This window comes from Marinospirillum insulare DSM 21763 (assembly GCF_000686905.1).
In the GTDB taxonomy this organism is placed as follows: Bacteria; Pseudomonadota; Gammaproteobacteria; order Pseudomonadales; family Halomonadaceae; genus Marinospirillum; species Marinospirillum insulare.
The window spans coordinates 155,473-171,511 of sequence record NZ_JMLW01000004.1 but is presented as its reverse complement, the minus strand read 5'-3'; the positions used below and the strand labels follow the sequence as shown (position 1 = coordinate 171,511).

15 protein-coding genes and 3 tRNA genes are annotated in these 16,039 nt (G+C 43.8%); 4 read left to right on the top strand and 14 right to left on the bottom strand.

Translation table 11 applies throughout. The features are described 5' to 3' along the window. Window positions 1-268: 268 nt before the first annotated feature. Complete coding sequence (gene phaR, locus BP27_RS0102390; RefSeq protein ID WP_027850185.1) at window positions 269-775, top strand: polyhydroxyalkanoate synthesis repressor PhaR; 507 nt, start codon at window positions 269-271, stop codon at window positions 773-775. A 110-nt stretch (window positions 776-885) separates the two neighbouring features. On the opposite strand, the gene BP27_RS0102385 is transcribed toward phaR, so the two are convergent. The 6 genes from BP27_RS0102385 to BP27_RS0102360 form a co-directional block, all read right to left on the bottom strand. After that, complete coding sequence (locus BP27_RS0102385) at window positions 886-1,251, bottom strand: phasin family protein (RefSeq protein ID WP_027850184.1); 366 nt, start codon at window positions 1,249-1,251, stop codon at window positions 886-888. Window positions 1,252-1,406: 155 nt separating this feature from the next. Next, window positions 1,407-2,108 (bottom strand): ABC transporter ATP-binding protein, encoded by a 702-nt coding sequence (locus BP27_RS0102380; protein WP_027850183.1) that lies wholly within the window; start codon window positions 2,106-2,108, stop codon window positions 1,407-1,409. Beyond that, a complete protein-coding gene (gene livG, locus BP27_RS0102375) occupies window positions 2,108-2,875 on the bottom strand; it encodes a high-affinity branched-chain amino acid ABC transporter ATP-binding protein LivG (RefSeq protein WP_027850182.1) in 768 nt (255 codons plus the stop codon). The genes BP27_RS0102380 and livG overlap by 1 nt, the downstream gene beginning before the upstream one ends. After that, a complete protein-coding gene (livM, locus tag BP27_RS0102370) occupies window positions 2,876-4,144 on the bottom strand; it encodes a high-affinity branched-chain amino acid ABC transporter permease LivM (RefSeq protein ID WP_027850181.1) in 1,269 nt (422 codons plus the stop codon). It abuts the gene before it with no gap. Then, the gene (gene livH, locus BP27_RS0102365; protein WP_027850180.1) at window positions 4,144-5,067 is read right to left on the bottom strand and encodes a high-affinity branched-chain amino acid ABC transporter permease LivH; all 924 of its coding nucleotides are present in this window, start codon (window positions 5,065-5,067) and stop codon (window positions 4,144-4,146) included. Before livH ends, livM begins: the two co-directional genes overlap by 1 nt. A 126-nt stretch (window positions 5,068-5,193) precedes the next feature. Continuing rightward, window positions 5,194-6,315, bottom strand: coding sequence for a branched-chain amino acid ABC transporter substrate-binding protein (locus BP27_RS0102360; protein WP_027850179.1), 1,122 nt, complete (start codon window positions 6,313-6,315; stop codon window positions 5,194-5,196). A 386-nt stretch (window positions 6,316-6,701) separates the two neighbouring features. On the opposite strand from BP27_RS0102360, the gene purD reads away from it, so the two are divergent. The 3 genes from purD to BP27_RS0102345 all read left to right on the top strand — a co-directional run bounded on the left by purD (window position 6,702) and on the right by BP27_RS0102345 (window position 9,371). Continuing rightward, on the top strand, window positions 6,702-7,994 hold the full coding sequence (gene purD, locus BP27_RS0102355; RefSeq protein ID WP_027850178.1) for a phosphoribosylamine--glycine ligase: 1,293 nt from the start codon (window positions 6,702-6,704) through the stop codon (window positions 7,992-7,994). A gap of 71 nt (window positions 7,995-8,065) precedes the next feature. Beyond that, window positions 8,066-8,497 carry an acyl-CoA thioesterase gene (locus BP27_RS0102350; protein ID WP_027850177.1) on the top strand — a complete coding sequence of 144 codons (432 nt, stop codon included), beginning with the start codon at window positions 8,066-8,068 and terminating at the stop codon, window positions 8,495-8,497. A gap of 1 nt (window position 8,498) precedes the next feature. Beyond that, window positions 8,499-9,371, top strand: coding sequence for a phosphoribulokinase (locus BP27_RS0102345; RefSeq protein ID WP_027850176.1), 873 nt, complete (start codon window positions 8,499-8,501; stop codon window positions 9,369-9,371). A gap of 82 nt (window positions 9,372-9,453) precedes the next feature. On the opposite strand, the gene BP27_RS0102340 is transcribed toward BP27_RS0102345, so the two are convergent. The 8 genes from BP27_RS0102340 to recA form a co-directional block, all read right to left on the bottom strand. Then, window positions 9,454-9,530 (bottom strand) — tRNA-Arg (locus BP27_RS0102340). 35 nt (window positions 9,531-9,565) lie between these two features. Next, window positions 9,566-9,642 (bottom strand) — tRNA-Arg (locus BP27_RS0102335). A 30-nt stretch (window positions 9,643-9,672) separates the two neighbouring features. Then, window positions 9,673-9,762 (bottom strand) — tRNA-Ser (locus tag BP27_RS0102330). Between the two features lie 165 nt (window positions 9,763-9,927). Next, entirely contained in the window at window positions 9,928-10,122 is a 195-nt protein-coding gene (gene csrA / locus BP27_RS0102325; protein ID WP_027850175.1) for a carbon storage regulator CsrA, read from the bottom strand. 253 nt (window positions 10,123-10,375) lie between these two features. Beyond that, window positions 10,376-11,614 carry an aspartate kinase gene (locus BP27_RS0102320; protein WP_027850174.1) on the bottom strand — a complete coding sequence of 413 codons (1,239 nt, stop codon included), beginning with the start codon at window positions 11,612-11,614 and terminating at the stop codon, window positions 10,376-10,378. A gap of 34 nt (window positions 11,615-11,648) precedes the next feature. After that, window positions 11,649-14,300, bottom strand: coding sequence for an alanine--tRNA ligase (gene alaS / locus BP27_RS0102315; RefSeq protein WP_027850173.1), 2,652 nt, complete (start codon window positions 14,298-14,300; stop codon window positions 11,649-11,651). Window positions 14,301-14,383: 83 nt separating this feature from the next. After that, window positions 14,384-14,887, bottom strand: a complete 504-nt coding sequence (locus BP27_RS0102310) for a regulatory protein RecX (protein ID WP_027850172.1) — start codon at window positions 14,885-14,887, stop codon at window positions 14,384-14,386. 17 nt (window positions 14,888-14,904) lie between these two features. Next, the gene (gene recA, locus BP27_RS0102305; RefSeq protein WP_027850171.1) at window positions 14,905-15,993 is read right to left on the bottom strand and encodes a recombinase RecA; all 1,089 of its coding nucleotides are present in this window, start codon (window positions 15,991-15,993) and stop codon (window positions 14,905-14,907) included. Between the last annotated feature and the right edge of the window lie 46 nt (window positions 15,994-16,039).

Genomic DNA, 16,039 nt, shown 5'->3' with positions numbered 1-16,039 from the left:
TCTCATTCTTGGTCGATTGAAAAGCATAAGATGCTACAGCAGCTTGCCATCCAATCCTAGTTTAATGAGTTGCACTTGAGAGTTGAATCCAGGTGAATTTTAATTAACATACATGCTCTCCTAGTGCTTTTTCTTAGTCTGGCTAAGAGTTATACAATAATAGTAACTAAATGGTCTGAGTAAGTATCTAAGCCATTGGTGCTGTTAGGGTAAGTTCAAAATTAAGTAGGTCTTTGTGTTTTAGCAAGCTTTATATAAGGAGTAACCTTTGCGAGCCATTCGTAAATATGCCAACCGACGCCTCTATGATACCTCAGAAAGCCGCTATGTGACGCTAGAGGATATTCGGAAGCTGATTGTAGATCAGGAAAATTTTTATGTTGAAGATTCAAAAAGCGGTGAGGACTTAACGCGCAATATTTTATTGCAGATCATTACTGAGCAAGAGAACCAGGGAGGCGATGAAAAAGGCCGTCCTATGTTTAGTAACAAGGTTTTGCAGCAGCTAATACGCTTTTATGGAGACTCAATGCAAGGCTCTATGAGTGGTTACTTAGAGCAAAGCGTTAATATTTTTATGGAGCAACAAAAATTGCTGCGTGAGCAAATGCAACAAGCTATTAAAGCTAACCCTATGCAAGCAGCTAGTCCTATGGATGTTATGCGCAAGGTTGCTGAACAAAATCTTTTGCTATGGAAAAGTTTGGCGGGTGGAAGCTTGGGTCGTTCTGTCGTTGATAAAACGCCTGAAGATAAAAAAACCGATGACAAGTAAAAGTAGCGAATAAAAAACCCGGCCAAGTGGCCGGGCAAAAATAACAGCGCGTTGTATCAGGCAGAGGGAATTTGCTGAAGTACGGCTGCTAAACTTTTTAAAAACTAGGCTTATTTAGCTGGCTTAGCCTGAGTTTTAAGTGTTTCAACTTCAGCTGTAGCACTTTCACGTGCTTCAGTCATTATGTCCATATTGGTTTTGAATAAACGACCAACACGGTTTTGTAAATCTTGTGCAAAATTAAACTGAGCTTCTTGTAGTTTGGCCGCATCAGTAGTTTTACTGGTGTTTTCAACTTGCTTAGAAACTGCTTCTACACACTCGGTGTAAAAACGTGTTTGTTCGCTACCAAGCTTCTCTAGTGCTTTTGCTTGAATAACCATTAGGTTAGAAATAGGCTGAAACTGCTTACCGTTCAGGCTTTCTTGGTAGGGCTTCATCATGGTTTGCATATCAGTCATAAATTTCTGGAACATGGTGCGACTCCTTTAAATTACATAATACTTCATTTACTTTGCTGCACCGCAACAAGTGTGTTTAATATAGTGCACTGCACAATAAGCGTCAAACCCGAAATCAAAAAAAAGCCAAAAAACTTGTTTTTTGGCTTTTTTATAGTGAAAAACTTGGTTTAACCACCTAAATAGGCTTTTTTAACATCCTCGTTGGCTAAAAGATTTTTGCCTGTGTCTTGCATAACCAGTTTTCCGTGTTCTAAAACGTAACCTCGGTCGGCAATAGCGAGTGCCTTTAAAGCATTTTGCTCAACCAAGAAGATGGTCGTGCCTGTTTCACGTAACTGTTGAATGATTTCAAAGATTTGGCTAATTATTATAGGTGCTAGACCTAAGGAAGGTTCATCTAGCAAGAGTAGCTCGGGCTCATCCATTAACCCACGACCTATGGCTAGCATTTGCTGCTCACCACCCGACATAGTGCCAGCACGCTGATGAAAGCGTTCTTTTAATCGTGGAAAAAGGTTAAGAACCCTTTCTTCTTGCTGCTCCTTAATGTCTTTACTTTGAAAGTAAGCACCCATGGCTAAGTTTTCTTCTACAGTCATACCTGTAAAAACACGCCGACCTTCAGGAACAACAGATAAACCGTTACGCATAATTTTATTGGTTGGCGTATGGGTAATGTCTTCACCTTGAAAGGTTATTCGACCTTGGCTTGCTTTAGGGTCACCACAAATGGTCATCATTAAGGTACTTTTACCTGCACCATTGGCACCAATAAGGGTGACTATTTCTCCTTTTTTTACATCAAGAGAAACGCCCTTTAAAGCGTGTACTGCGCCATAGTGAGTGTGAACATCTTCTAGCTGCAGCATTACTCTTCCCCTAGGTAGGCTTTAATAACATCTTGGTTACCAAGAATTTCTGCCGGTGTACCCTTGGCTAAGGGTGCACCCTGATTGATAACCACTATTTGATCAGAAATACCCATGACCAGTTTCATATCATGCTCAATTAAAAGCAGGGTTACCTTGTACTTATCGCGTAACTCCATAATTAACTGATCTAGGTCTTGAGTTTCTTGTGGGTTAAGCCCTGCTGCTGGTTCATCTAGCATGAGCAAAGTGGGCTGAGTTACCATGCAGCGAGCAATTTCTAAGCGCCTTTGTTGACCATAAGCAAGGGTTCCTGCCTCACGGTTAGCAAATTCGATTAAGTTAACCCTTTCAAGCCACTCAGCTGATCTGTCTTCTAGTTCTTGCTCTTTGGATTGGTAGCCAGTCAGGTTCAATAAACCTTTTAATAGGTTTCTTTCTGCTTGCATGTGTTGGGCTACTAGCAGGTTTTCTAGCACTGTCATTTCTTTGAATAGGCGAATGTTTTGAAAGGTGCGAACCATGCCATGCCGAGCAATTAGGTGCCCAGGTAGCCGGTGCATGGGTTTACCTTTAAAAATTACTTCGCCAGCGGATGGTTTGTAAAAGCCACTAATGCAGTTGAATACAGTGGTTTTACCTGCACCATTGGGGCCAATTAGCGAAACTATTTGCCCTTCCTGTACATCCAAAGAAACCTGATTAACCGCCCTTAGACCTCCAAAGCGCATAACTAGGTCTTTTACTTCTAGCAAAGGTTGAGTCATTTATTTTACCTCTGCGTTAGTAGTTTTTAGTTCGCGATGCGGGCGCTTGGCCGGCAATAACCCTTGAGGACGCCAAATCATCATAAGCACCATCATTAAACCAAAGAGCAGCATACGGTATTCATTAAACTCTCTGGCTAACTCGGGCAGTAGCACCATAGCTATGGCTGCCAGCACAACGCCTAGTTGAGAACCCATGCCACCTAAGACAACTATGGCAAGAATAATGGCAGACTCAATAAAAGCAAAAGATTCTGGGCTAATAAAACTTTGCCTAGTGGCAAAAAAAGCACCCGCAAAACCAGCAAAGGTCGCCCCAATAGTAAAGGCAGAAAGCTTAATATTGGTGGGGCTCATGCCTAAGGAACGACAGGCAATTTCATCTTCGCGCAAGGCTTCCCAAGCTCGGCCTATGGGCATTCTTATTAATCGGCGTACTACGTAGATAGAAAGTATGACAAGCAATAAGGCTAGAATATAAAGAAAAATAACCCGATGCACTGGATCGTAAGCAATACCAAAAAATTCATGGAAGGTGTTATCGCCACGACGGGAAAACTCTAAGCCAAAGAGTGTGGGCTTAGGAATGCGGCTAACACCATTAGGGCCACCCGTTAACTCAGTAAGGTTGTTGAGTAGTAGCCTAATTATTTCACCAAAGCCTAGGGTTACTATGGCTAAATAGTCCCCCCTGAGCCTGAGCACAGGATAACCAAGCAGCCAGCCAGTAATGGCTGCAAATAGGCCAGCCACCGGCAAGGCTTGCCAAAAGCTAAATCCGAAATAGGTGTAAAGCAGACCGTAGGTATAAGCACCTACAGCGTAAAACCCTACGTAGCCTAAATCTAACAAGCCTGCCAAACCAACCACTATGTTGAGCCCTATAGCTAACATAATGTAAATAAGCACTAGGGTTGCTAGGTCGATATTGCTGCGACCTGTAGTGAAAGGGAATAAGAGTAGTGCCCCTAGGGTTAGCATTAACCATAAGCGTTGTTGCTTGTCGGTACGCAAAAAAGAGGGGATGGCTAGTTTGGCACTGGTATTGCTACTGAGTTTAGGAAGGTGGTCGCGGAAAAGCTGGAAAAGAAAGACCAGTAAGCCAGCTAGACCTAGTTCCACAAAGGTTTGAGTGCTAGCGAGTTCAACACCTAGGGTAATGCCTTCAGAGTTAAGGCGTAAGCCCATCACTGAAGCACCAAGAAAAAGCGTAAGGCCTGCAGCAAAAAAAGCTGAGGTTAAGTTAGCGAAGAGAGGTTTTTTTGGCATTAGATTTTTTCAACCTCTGGCTTGCCTAGTAAACCACTAGGACGGAAAAGTAGAATTAAGCAGAGCAAAGAAAAAGCGACCACGTCTTTATACTGAGCAGAGAAATAAGCACCTGTCATGGTTTCGGCAGTGCCTAGTATAAGCCCACCCAACACTGCGCCAGGAATACTGCCTATCCCGCCAAGCACTGCAGCTGTAAAGGCTTTTAGTCCAGCAATAAAGCCTATCATTGGGTTGACTACCCCATAATAAAGCCCTAGTAAAACGCCTGCGACAGCAGCCAGCATAGCGCCTATAACAAAAGTAGCTGCAATCATGTGGTTGGTATTTATACCTAGCAGGTTAGTCATTCCTGCATCTTGTGAGCAGGCGCGGCAGGCTCGTCCTACTCTTGATCGACTAATAAACAGGGTTAGCAAAATCATGCAAACAAGTGTGATACCAAAAATAATAAGCTGCATATAGGCAAGGTTGACACTGAATTCATCGGTACCCAAAGACCAGCTGCCAGAAATAACACTGTGCAAAGCTAAGTCACGTGAGCCCTGAGCTAAACGCATGTAGTTTTGTAAAAATATAGACATGCCTATTGCAGATATAAGCGCAATTAAGCGTTTACTGTTGCGAACGGGTCGATAGGCAACTCGTTCGATAGTAAACCCATAAGCGCCTGCTACCATCATGCTGATAATTAAGGCGGCGATTAAAATGAAAGGAAGACTTTCTATACCTAGAAGGGTTAGGCCGGCAATAACAATAAAAGTAATGTAAGTGCCAATCATGTAAATTTCGCCATGGGCGAAGTTGATCATGCCAATGATGCCGTAAACCATAGTGTAGCCAATGGCTATGAGGGCGTAGGTGCTGCCTACGGTTAATCCGTTAATGACTTGCTGTATAAAATAACTAATTGATTCATTCATGGTTGGTACCATTAGTAATGCGCGAGGCTGTTCGTGGTAAGTTCAGCACGGCTTAATTTCAGGCGATAACCCGAAAAGCCCCAGAATAGGCTGGGGCTTTTATATTTAAGTTATTAGCTGCAACCCTTAAGGTGCTTCAGTACGAGTTGCGTCAGCATGCCAAGTAAATACAACAAAATTAAAGGCTTTTAGGTCGCCATATTCATCGAATTGAACTTGACCAATGGGAGTGGTGAAAGTATTACTGCGCAGATAGTCAGCCACTTTTTCTGGGTTTTCAGATTGAGTGCCAATCATGCCTTCAGCCATAAGCTGTACCGCAGTGTAGGCAGGCATAACAAAAGGACCCGCAGGATCTTCTTTGTTGTCGTGGAAGGCTTTAACTAGATCGGCATTACGTGGATCTTGTTCAAAAGCGGGTGGCAGGGTTACCAGTAGACCTTCAGAAGCTTCACCTGCAATAGCAGTGATATCTGGGTTACCCACACCTTCAGGGCCCATAAATTGTGCTTTTAAGCCTTGCTCACTCGCTTGGCGTAACATTAAGCCTAATTCAGGGTGGTAGCCGCCATAGTAAACAAAATCTACATCTTCACGAACCATGCGCGAAATAATTGCAGAAAAGTCGCGGTCACCCGCATTAATACCATCAAACATAACTACGTTGATGCCTTGGTCAGTTACGGTTTTATGCACTGCACGCGCAATACCTTCGCCATACTGTTGCTTGTCGTGTAAGACAGCCATTTTTTTAGGCTTAATTTTAGTTGCTATATAGTCACCAGCTACAGGGCCTTGCATAGTATCTAAGCCAATAGTGCGGAAGATGGATCGGTAGCCTAGCTGAGTAATTTCTGGGCTGGTTGAGGCCGCAGTAATCATCAGAATGCCTTCTTCATCATAAACTGCCGCTGCAGGCTGGGTAGAGCCAGAACAAAGGTGGCCTACAACAAAGCTAATGTTATCGTTAACAATTCGATTGGCTACAGTCACGGCTTGACGTGGTTCGCAAGCATCATCGTAAACAACACTCTCTAACATCTTACCGTTAATACCGCCCTTAGCATTGATGCGTTTAATGGCCATTTGCGCGCCAGTAAACTGCATATCACCGTATTGAGCAACAGGACCAGAAACTGGGCCAGCCAAAGCTATTTTTATTGTATCGGCTGCGCTAGCGAAACTGCTGCCTAGGAGTAGGCCTGCAGCAGCTGCACTAAGAAGAGTTTTTTGAAAAGTTTTTTTCATTTTATTGTTTTCCTAGGGTAAGTTTTTAGGCTGATTTTTTGAAAAATCGAACCGAGTAAACATGGTTGGGTGTACTAAATCACTGCTCAGTATAGTTCCACAGGTGATTACTAGCATTTCAATGGTCTGCTGTCTAGATCGATACGTTAGCGGTATATAACGTGTTTTTACTTTTGTGCAGAAGAAAAAGATGTTTGATCTTGTTGTTTGGTTATATTTTCTATAATTGTTTTTTTATCTTGGTTGATAGTATTGAATTTATACAGGTGTTTGAAAGTGCTGTTATTGCCTGTTAGGGCTGAATAGAGTCCTAGGGCAAAATAACTGTATAATGCTTAAAATTATTTTTGGCCTAAATCTTAAGCAAAGCATAGGAAGTAAAATACATGAAATTATTGGTTGTCGGCAGCGGTGGACGCGAGCACGCCTTGGCTTGGAAAGCAGCTCAGTCAGCAGGTGTTTCAGAGGTGCTAGTTGCGCCAGGTAATGCAGGTACTGCGCTGGAACCAAAACTACGCAATATCGCTTTAGATGTTCTCGACTTTGCAGGCTTGGCTGCCCTAGCTAAAGCTGAAAATGTAGCCTTAACCTTGATTGGCCCTGAAGTGCCTTTGGTTGAAGGTATAGTTGATTACTTTGAAAAAGAAGGCTTAGCTGTGTTTGGTCCTGCTAAAGGAGCGGCGCAGCTAGAAGGCTCTAAGGCTTTTACTAAAGATTTTTTAGCACGTCATAACATTCCAACCGCGTTTTATGGTGTATTTACACAAGTAGATAAAGCGTTAGCTTATGTTCGTGAAAAAGGCGCACCTATTGTTATTAAGGCAGACGGTTTGGCAGCAGGTAAAGGCGTTATTGTTGCCATGACCTTAGAAGAAGCCGAAGCCGCGATTATTGATATGTTATCGGGCAATGCTTTTGGAGAGGCTGGCGCTCGTGTAGTGATTGAAGAGTTTTTAGAAGGTGAAGAAGCCAGTTTTATTGTGATGGTTGATGGTGAAAATGTATTGCCCATGGCAACCAGTCAAGATCATAAGCGGGTAGGTGATGGTGATACAGGCCCGAATACAGGTGGTATGGGTGCTTACTCTCCTGCTCCTGTTGTTACCGATGAAGTTTATCAGCGAGCCATGAATGAGGTTATTTACCCAACAGTTAAAGGTATGGCTGCTGAAGGTAATACCTATGTGGGCTTTTTGTATGCCGGTTTAATGATTGATGCCAGTGGCACGCCTAAGGTGATTGAATACAACTGCCGTTTTGGTGACCCTGAAACTCAACCTATATTGCTACGTTTAAAGTCTGACCTAGTGGAGCTTTGCCAGGCTGCCCTAGATAAAAAGCTGGATCAGGTAACAGCGGAATGGGATAAACGCCCAGCCATAGGTGTGGTAATAGCTGCTGGCGGTTATCCTAATGATTACACGAAAGGTCAGGTGATTTCAGGTTTACCCCAACAAGAGCAAGAAGCTGTTAAGGTGTTTCATGCAGGTACTGCTATGCAGGGCGATGAAGTAGTGACCAGTGGTGGTCGTGTGCTTTGTGTAACCGCTTTGGGCGCTACTGTGGCCCAAGCACAAAACTTAGCTTACCAAGCCCTAGACAAAATTAGTTGGGAAGGCTGTTTTAGCCGCCGTGATATAGGTTACCGTGCAATAGCTCGGGAACAAGCTAATAAGTAATTTAAAGCAAATCTTATAACTTTATAAGCCCAGTTTCTTGCTGGGCTTTTTTTTCTTAGGAGAAGTAGTTTATGTCGAGAGTTACCTTGGAATTTCCAGCCCCTGCTATTTACAGCCATCCAGTGCGTTTACGCATTAGCGATATTAACTATGGCAATCACTTAGGTCACGATACTTTAGTTTCGTTATTACACGATGCACGTTGCGGCTGGTTAGCTGAACACGGCTTAACAGAGCTTACAGTCGATGGTAAATCTTTGGGTTGGGTCGTAGCTGAGTTGGTAGTTAACTACCGTGCAGAAGCTTTTTACGATGATCAGCTGCAAGTTGAGTTAGCTATAGGTGAAATTGGCTCTAAGGGTGCAGAAATCTATCATCGTGTCGTAGGTAAAGAAGGGGTTGAAGTGGCTGTAGCAAAAGTAGGCGTGGTGTTTTTTGATTATACAGCGCGTAAAGCAGCAGCAGTGCCTGAAAACTTTATTCAATTAGCAAAAAGGCCTTAATATGGCGAGAGAATACCCTATTATAGCTGTGACAGGTTCGTCGGGAGCTGGCACTACAACGGTTAAAGATGCTTTTGCGCGCATGTTTGCTCGTGAAGGGGTGAATGCTGCTTTTGTGCATGGTGATAGTTTTCATCGTTATACGCGAGATGAACTAGAAAAGCTGTTAGAAGCACACCCAGAAGAGCGTCAGTCGTTTTCTCACTTTGCTTTAGAAGCTAACCTGCTCGATAAGCTCGATCAACTATTTCAGGATTACTCTGCTAGTGGTACAGGTGAGTATCGTCAGTACATTCATGCTGAAGACAAGGAGCAGGTAGAGGCGGGTTATCAGGTGGGTACTTTTACCCCTTGGGAAACACTAGCTGAAGGTACAGACCTGCTGCTATATGAAGGACTGCATGGTGGCTTGGTAACTGAAAGCTATAATATTGCCCAATATGTTGATTTGTTGATTGGTGTAGCGCCTTCGATTAACTTGGAATGGATTCAAAAGATAGAAAGAGATACTAAGCTAAGGGGTTATTCTCAAGAGGCGGTGATCGATACTATTCATTCAAGAATGGAAGATTATCTGCGTTACATACTGCCGCAATTTTCGCGTACTCATATTAACTTTCAGCGTGTTCCCGTTGTAGATACTTCTAACCCTTTTGTGATAAGCAGTGTGCCCACAGCCGATGAAAGTTTGGTTGTCATTCGTTTTCGTGGGCCTCAAAAAGCAGACTTCCCTTATTTGCTTTCCATGATTAAAGATAGCTTTATGTCTCGCCCTAATACCTTGGTGATTCCGGGTGCAAAAATGCCACTGGCCATAGAATTAATTATGCTACCAAGAATGCAAGAAATTTTAGAGGGTAGACGATTTAAATAAGAAAGTTAGCAGGGATGCTGTTGGTGAGCTTAGAGTGAATAATAAGTTAGGGTTAGCAACAAAGGGGGCGTGGAGTCTTAGTTGGCGCGCTCTGGAGGATTCGAACCTCCGACCGCCTGGTTCGTAGCCAGGTACTCTATCCAGCTGAGCTAAGAGCGCATTTAACTAATATCAAGCTTTAGACGTTTATGTATTGGCGCGCTCTGGAGGATTCGAACCTCCGACCGCCTGGTTCGTAGCCAGGTACTCTATCCAGCTGAGCTAAGAGCGCGGATTACTCAATACACTAATCTAAAATTTGTGGCGGAGAGAGAGGGATTCGAACCCTCGATGAGATTTCTCCCATACGCCCTTAGCAGGGGCGCGCCTTCAGCCACTCGGCCACCTCTCCAACACGGCGCACATAATACCATCTGTTATTTTTTTGTCTACCCTTTGCTGAAAAAAACTTGTTTAAGCAAAGACTTAAATTTTATTTAGACAAAAAAACCGCAACTTAACTCAGATACTGATAGGTTAGTTGCGGTTTTTTCAGTTAGCAGTCAATAAAGGAAATTTAGTAATTACCTTGATCGCCACCTTCCTCTTTTTCACGTTGGATTCGCTGGTAAATTTCTTCGCGGTGTACTGCAATTTCTTTAGGTGCATTAACACCAATGCGAACTTGATTACCTTTAACACCTAGAACAGTAACGGTAACTTCATCACCAATCATAAGTGTTTCACCAACACGGCGAGTAAGAATCAGCATAGTAGAATCTCCATATCATTCAGTCCAGATATAACATCTCAACAGGCGTAGAATAATGCTTTAGTGCTTTATTCCATGAGTCTGGTTTAAGTGTAGACCATCTCCGATGGCTAGTGTTCACTTATCAGACCTATTCATTATCGGTCAATAGCATAAAAATGTTAAATGATTTTTAACTATTTGTTAGATGAATTTTCTATATAAGTATAGAAACCTTCCTTGGCTTACTGTCATTATCCCTAATTGGAGAGGATTACTCAGATTTATCTAAGCCAAATGCTGAGTGAAGTGTTCTTACTGCTAGCTCAGTAAACTTCTCGTCGATCACTACCGAAATTTTAATTTCAGAAGTAGATACCATACGAATGTTAATACTGTTTTCTGCTAGGGTTTTGAACATTAGGCTAGCAACACCTGCATGAGAGCGCATACCTACGCCAACCAGTGAAACTTTAGCCATAGCATTGTCGCCAAGAATACGGCCAGCGCCCATTTCAGCTACGCACTCTTCTACCAAGCTATAAGCTTTTGTATAGTCACCACGACCGACTGTAAAAGAGAAGTCGGTTGACTCACCATTAGGTGAAACATTTTGAACGATCATATCGACTTCAATGTTGGCGTCACTAATGGGGCCAAGAATTTTAGCGGCAACACCTGGGATATCTGGTGCACCTAAAATAGTGATTTTTGCTTCATTAGTGTGGTGGGCGATACCAGAAATTAGTGGATCTTCCATCGAGTTTTGCTCCTCGCTATCTGCAACTATGAGTGTGCCTGGGCCTTCGTTATCTTCAAAGCTAGAAAGTACACGCAGGGGTACTTGGTATTTACCAGCAAATTCAACCGCCCGAATTTGTAGAATTTTAGAGCCTAGGCTGGCTAGCTCGAGCATTTCTTCTACGGTGATTTTTTCTAAACGGTTTGCCTTAGAGCAAATACGTGGGTCAGCGGTATATACACCATCAACGTCTGTATAAATTTGACACTCATCAGCTTTTAGAGCTGCAGCCAAAGCAACTGCCGTTGTGTCTGAGCCGCCTCGGCCCAGTGTGGTGATATTGCCTTCTTCATCAACACCCTGAAAGCCTGCAACTACTACAACACGCCCAGCTTTTAAATCGCTGCTAACCGATTCTGTATCAATCTTTTTGATACGCGCCTTGTTGTATGACTTGTCGGTTACTATGCCAACCTGTGCGCCGGTATAAGAAGTCGCAGGTATGCCCTGTTGCTCCATTGCCATAGCTAAAAGCGCAATAGTCACCTGTTCACCTGTGGAAATAAGCATGTCTAGCTCACGCGGTGAAGGTGTTTTATGAATTTCTTCAGCTAGAGCGAGTAGGCGGTTGGTTTCGCCACTCATAGCTGACAGGACTACAACAACATCGTGCCCTTCTTTACGAAAGCGACCGACGCGCTCTGCTACTTTTTTAATACGTTCAACGCTACCGACTGAGGTGCCGCCAAACTTTTGTACATAAAGTGCCATAGGTATCCTTTTGGGTTATGTAAGGGAATTAATCCTACCCCAGTTGTTCTGCAACCCAAGCCTTAACTGAAGCTAGGGCTGCGGGCAGGCTAGAGGGTTGAGTACCACCCGCCTGCGCCATGTCGGGGCGACCACCGCCTTTGCCTCCGACTTGTTGAGCAACATGATTAACCAATTTGCCTGCATGAATTGAGTCTTTAGCTGCACCCGATACGCCAGCAATCAAGCTAACCTTGTCACCCTCAACAGCAGCTAGAACTACAGCGGCGGGCTCTAGCTTTTGTTTCATTTGGTCCATAATTTCGCGTAGTGTTTTAACGTCTGCACCATCGATTAAAGTGGCTAAAACTTTTATGCCTGCTATCTCTTCAGCTTGACTGGCTAGGTCTAGACCGCCACCACCCGAAGCTAGTTTTTTCTTAAGCTGCTGTAACTCTTTTTCTAGCTGACGCGTACGCTCTTGATTAGTTTCTAAACGCTCAATCAGCTGGTCTGGTTTTACTTTAAGCTGACTCGCAGCCTTTAATAACTGCTGCTCTCGGTCTTGCAAAAAGTTAAGGGCCGCTTTACCCGTAATGCCTTCTATACGACGTACACCGGCAGCAACACCCGACTCAGACGTTAGGTGAAACAAACCTATATCGCCTGTACGAAGAACGTGTAAGCCGCCACAAAGCTCAATAGAGAAGCTCTGCTCGCCTTGCTGAGTAGCTGTAGGTGTACCCATGCTTAATACGCGAACTTCTTCGGTGTATTTTTCACCAAATAATGCCATAGCGCCACGTTTTTTTGCGGTTTCTAAATCAAGTAATTCAGTTTTAACTGCGGTGTTAGCAAGAATTTGTTCATTGACTAGACGTGAGACCTCAGCCAGCTGCTCAGGTGTGACAGCTTCATTGTGGCTAAAATCAAAGCGCAGTCTTTCTGAGTCAACTAGCGAGCCTTTTTGCTGAACACTCTCACCTAACACTTGGCGCAAAGCTGCATGCAATAAGTGGGTTGCTGAGTGATTACGGCGCGTAGGTTCTCGAATAGACAGTTCAACCTGAGCAGTCAGTTGATCACCGATTTTTAGTGAGCCTTCAGCCACTAAGCCTTGGTGGGCATAAGCTTCACCCGCCTTGGTGGTATCTTGTACGTCAAAGCGTTGTGTTTTACCTAACAGTTGACCCGTATCGCCCACCTGACCACCTGCCTCAGCGTAAAAAGGTGTAGTGTCTAGAATAACTATACCTTGCTGGCCTTCAGTTAATTGGTCTACTGGTTTGCCATCTAGGTAGAGGGCAAGCACTTCTACCTGGTCACTGGCTTGGTTATAACCAGTAAAACTGGTTGGTCGGTCAATATTGATAATGCTGTTGTAATCTAGACCAAAGTTACTCGCTGAACGTGCACGCTCTCGTTGTGCTTGCATTTGTTCTTCAAAGCCAGCTTCGTCCACTTCTAGGTTTCTTTCACGGGCAATATCAGCAGTTAAATCTAAGGGGAAGCCAAAAGTATCGTAGAGTTTAAAAGCAACTTCGCCTGGAATAACCTTGCCTTTAAGTTCTGCTAAGTCCTGCTCAAGAATTTTCATACCTTGATCTAGGGTTTTAGCAAACTGTTCTTCTTCGTGTTGAATGGCCTTTTCTATTTGAGCCTGTTTTTCTTTTAGTTCTGGAAAAGCAGCACCCATTTCTTTAGTTAAGGCAGCCACAATTTTGTAAAAGAAACTACCTTCAGCACCTAGTTTATGACCGTGGCGGCAGGCACGACGAATAATACGACGCAGCACATAGCCTCGACCTTCATTGGAAGGTAGTACGCCATCAGCCACTAAAAAGCTACATGAGCGAATATGGTCTGCAACAACGCGAAGTGAAGGTTGATCAGTGTTTTCACAACCTATAGCAATAGAGGAGGCTTGGAGTAGATTTTGGAAAAGGTCAATTTCATAGTTAGCATGAACGCCCTGTAAAACAGCAGCGAGTCTTTCTAGCCCCATGCCCGTATCAACGGAAGGTGCTGGTAGTGGTAGCATTTCACCTTCTGCAGTACGATTAAACTGCATAAAAACGACGTTCCAGATTTCTATAAAGCGGTCGCCATCTTCTTCGGGTGAACCGGGCAAGCCACCCCAAATGTGTTCGCCGTGATCATAAAAAATTTCAGTGCAAGGACCACAAGGGCCAGTGTCACCCATAGCCCAAAAGTTGTCTGAGTTATAAGCAATACCGTCTTGGTCACCAATACGAATAATGCGCTCGGCAGGAACACCCACTGACTTATTCCAGATATCAAAGGCTTCATCGTCAGTGTGGTAAATTGTTATCCAAAGTTTTTCAGCTGGGAGTTTAGCGACACCTGTTAAAAATTCCCAAGCATAGGTAATGGCATCTTGCTTGAAGTAATCACCAAAACTAAAGTTACCTAGCATTTCAAAGAAGGTGTGGTGACGAGCGGTATAACCAACATTTTCTAAATCATTATGTTTACCACCAGCGCGTACACATTTTTGAGTGGTGGTGGCACGAGTATAGCCTCGCTGCTCATGCCCAAGAAAACAGTCCTTGAACTGGTTCATACCCGCATTGGTAAATAGCAGGGTAGGGTCATCCTGAGGTACAAGGGAGCTGGATGGAACTAGAGTATGGCCTTTGGACTGAAAAAACTTCAGGAAAGCCTCGCGAATTTCAGCACTTTTCATGATGCCTCTCTGTATGCTAATTAAGCTGCCGGGTTAAGCTGGGCAACTATTATACGGAGTTCGTAGCAAAATGATAACCTCGCTTAATCTAGAAATACTGCCTGACGAATTTGGTCGGGCGTGAAGCCGCGAGAAGCTAGAAAACGTTGCATTTTAGCTGCCTCACGTTGGTCACTTGGAGCTAGATGACCAAAACGCTTTTCTCTAACTCGCATAACCTGTGCATACCAAAGTGGCTCTAAGCGTTTAAGTTGCTGGGTAATTAGGTCTTTATCTAGCTGGTGCTTCCAATAACCTTGTTGAAGAGCAAGAGGGCCCTTACCTTGGCGTAGGTACTTGTTGGTTAGGCTTTCTATAAACCGTTCATCACTTTGTAAATCGTGCTCTAAAAGCCAGTCTATAAGCTGATCAATGAGCTCAGTACATTTTGCTTGGCTGGGTGTTTTTTCAGGGTTGGCTGTTTCTGCTGAGGTGGGCTTAAGTAGTTTTTCTTGTAGCTCATGCAGGCTTTGTTCACGCGCTGCTAATAAGCGAAAAGCCCGCTCGCGGCGGGCTTTAATCCAATCTAGGGCAAGATCATCCTGCATAAGTAAACTAACTTAACCTAGTCTAAAGGCGGTAGTTGATCTTCGGGTGCATCTTTAGCTGCTTTTTTGGAGTCTGCAGCTTTTTCTTCTTTGGCTTCAGCTTTTTCGTCAAATTTAGCTAGTAGCTGATCGCGTACGCCCGCTTCAATTTCTTCCATAATGGCTGGATTATCTTCTAGGTACTGAGCTGCATTAGCTTTACCCTGGCCAATTTTAGTGCCTTGATAGCTATACCAAGCACCTGCTTTTTCTACCAGCTTGCATTGCACACCTAGGTCGACCACTTCGCCTGCATGGTAAATACCCTTGCCGTAAAGAATTTGGAACTCAGCTTGGCGGAAGGGTGGAGCTACTTTATTTTTAACAACTTTAACGCGTGTTTCGTTACCCGTAACTTCATCACCCTGCTTAACAGCACCAATACGACGTATATCTAAACGTACCGATGAATAGAATTTAAGTGCGTTACCACCAGTAGTGGTTTCTGGGCTACCAAACATAACGCCGATTTTCATACGAATTTGGTTGATGAAAATAACCAAACAGTTGGCATTTTTAATGTTGCCGGTGATTTTACGCAGGGCTTGAGACATTAAACGTGCTTGTAAACCAACGTGTGAGTCACCCATCTCACCTTCAATTTCAGCGCGAGGTGTAAGGGCTGCTACTGAGTCTACAACTATGACGTCAACTGCACCTGAGCGAACTAAGGAGTCGGTAATTTCTAGGGCTTGCTCACCATTGTCTGGTTGAGAAACCAGCATATCATCTAGGTTAATACCTAGCTTTTCAGCATAGATAGGGTCAAGTGCATGCTCAGCATCAATAAAGGCACAGGTTTTACCCATTTTTTGTGCTTGGGCTATAACCGATAAGGTTAAGGTGGTTTTACCTGAAGATTCTGGACCGTATATTTCAACAACACGACCAAAGGGCAAGCCACCTATACCTAAGGCTATATCTAGACCTAAAGAGCCAGTTGAAACAGATGGAATAGCAGCTCTGGGTTGATCACCCATAAGCATTACTGCACCCTTACCAAACTGCTTTTCAATTTGGCCTAGTGCGGCGCTTAGTGCTTTTTGGCGGTTTTCATCAGAAGCCATAGAGAATATCCTTGTTGTGCGATCTATTGGTAGAGTCGATTAAAAT

Excerpts from the sequence above, each read along its gene's own strand:
- BP27_RS0102360 (WP_027850179.1), bottom strand. The coding sequence starts at position 6,315 with ATGAAAAAAACTTTTCAAAAAACTCTTCTTAGTGCAGCTGCTGCAGGC.
- alaS (WP_027850173.1), bottom strand. The coding sequence starts at position 14,300 with ATGAAAAGTGCTGAAATTCGCGAGGCTTTCCTGAAGTTTTTTCAGTCC.
- livG (WP_027850182.1), bottom strand. The coding sequence starts at position 2,875 with ATGACTCAACCTTTGCTAGAAGTAAAAGACCTAGTTATGCGCTTTGGA.
- BP27_RS0102310 (WP_027850172.1), bottom strand. The coding sequence starts at position 14,887 with ATGCAGGATGATCTTGCCCTAGATTGGATTAAAGCCCGCCGCGAGCGG.
- livH (WP_027850180.1), bottom strand. The coding sequence starts at position 5,067 with ATGAATGAATCAATTAGTTATTTTATACAGCAAGTCATTAACGGATTA.
- BP27_RS0102320 (WP_027850174.1), bottom strand. The coding sequence starts at position 11,614 with ATGGCACTTTATGTACAAAAGTTTGGCGGCACCTCAGTCGGTAGCGTT.
- BP27_RS0102345 (WP_027850176.1), top strand. The coding sequence starts at position 8,499 with ATGGCGAGAGAATACCCTATTATAGCTGTGACAGGTTCGTCGGGAGCT.
- purD (WP_027850178.1), top strand. The coding sequence starts at position 6,702 with ATGAAATTATTGGTTGTCGGCAGCGGTGGACGCGAGCACGCCTTGGCT.
- recA (WP_027850171.1), bottom strand. The coding sequence starts at position 15,993 with ATGGCTTCTGATGAAAACCGCCAAAAAGCACTAAGCGCCGCACTAGGC.
- BP27_RS0102385 (WP_027850184.1), bottom strand. The coding sequence starts at position 1,251 with ATGTTCCAGAAATTTATGACTGATATGCAAACCATGATGAAGCCCTAC.
- csrA (WP_027850175.1), bottom strand. The coding sequence starts at position 10,122 with ATGCTGATTCTTACTCGCCGTGTTGGTGAAACACTTATGATTGGTGAT.
- BP27_RS0102350 (WP_027850177.1), top strand. The coding sequence starts at position 8,066 with ATGTCGAGAGTTACCTTGGAATTTCCAGCCCCTGCTATTTACAGCCAT.
- livM (WP_027850181.1), bottom strand. The coding sequence starts at position 4,144 with ATGCCAAAAAAACCTCTCTTCGCTAACTTAACCTCAGCTTTTTTTGCT.
- BP27_RS0102380 (WP_027850183.1), bottom strand. The coding sequence starts at position 2,108 with ATGCTGCAGCTAGAAGATGTTCACACTCACTATGGCGCAGTACACGCT.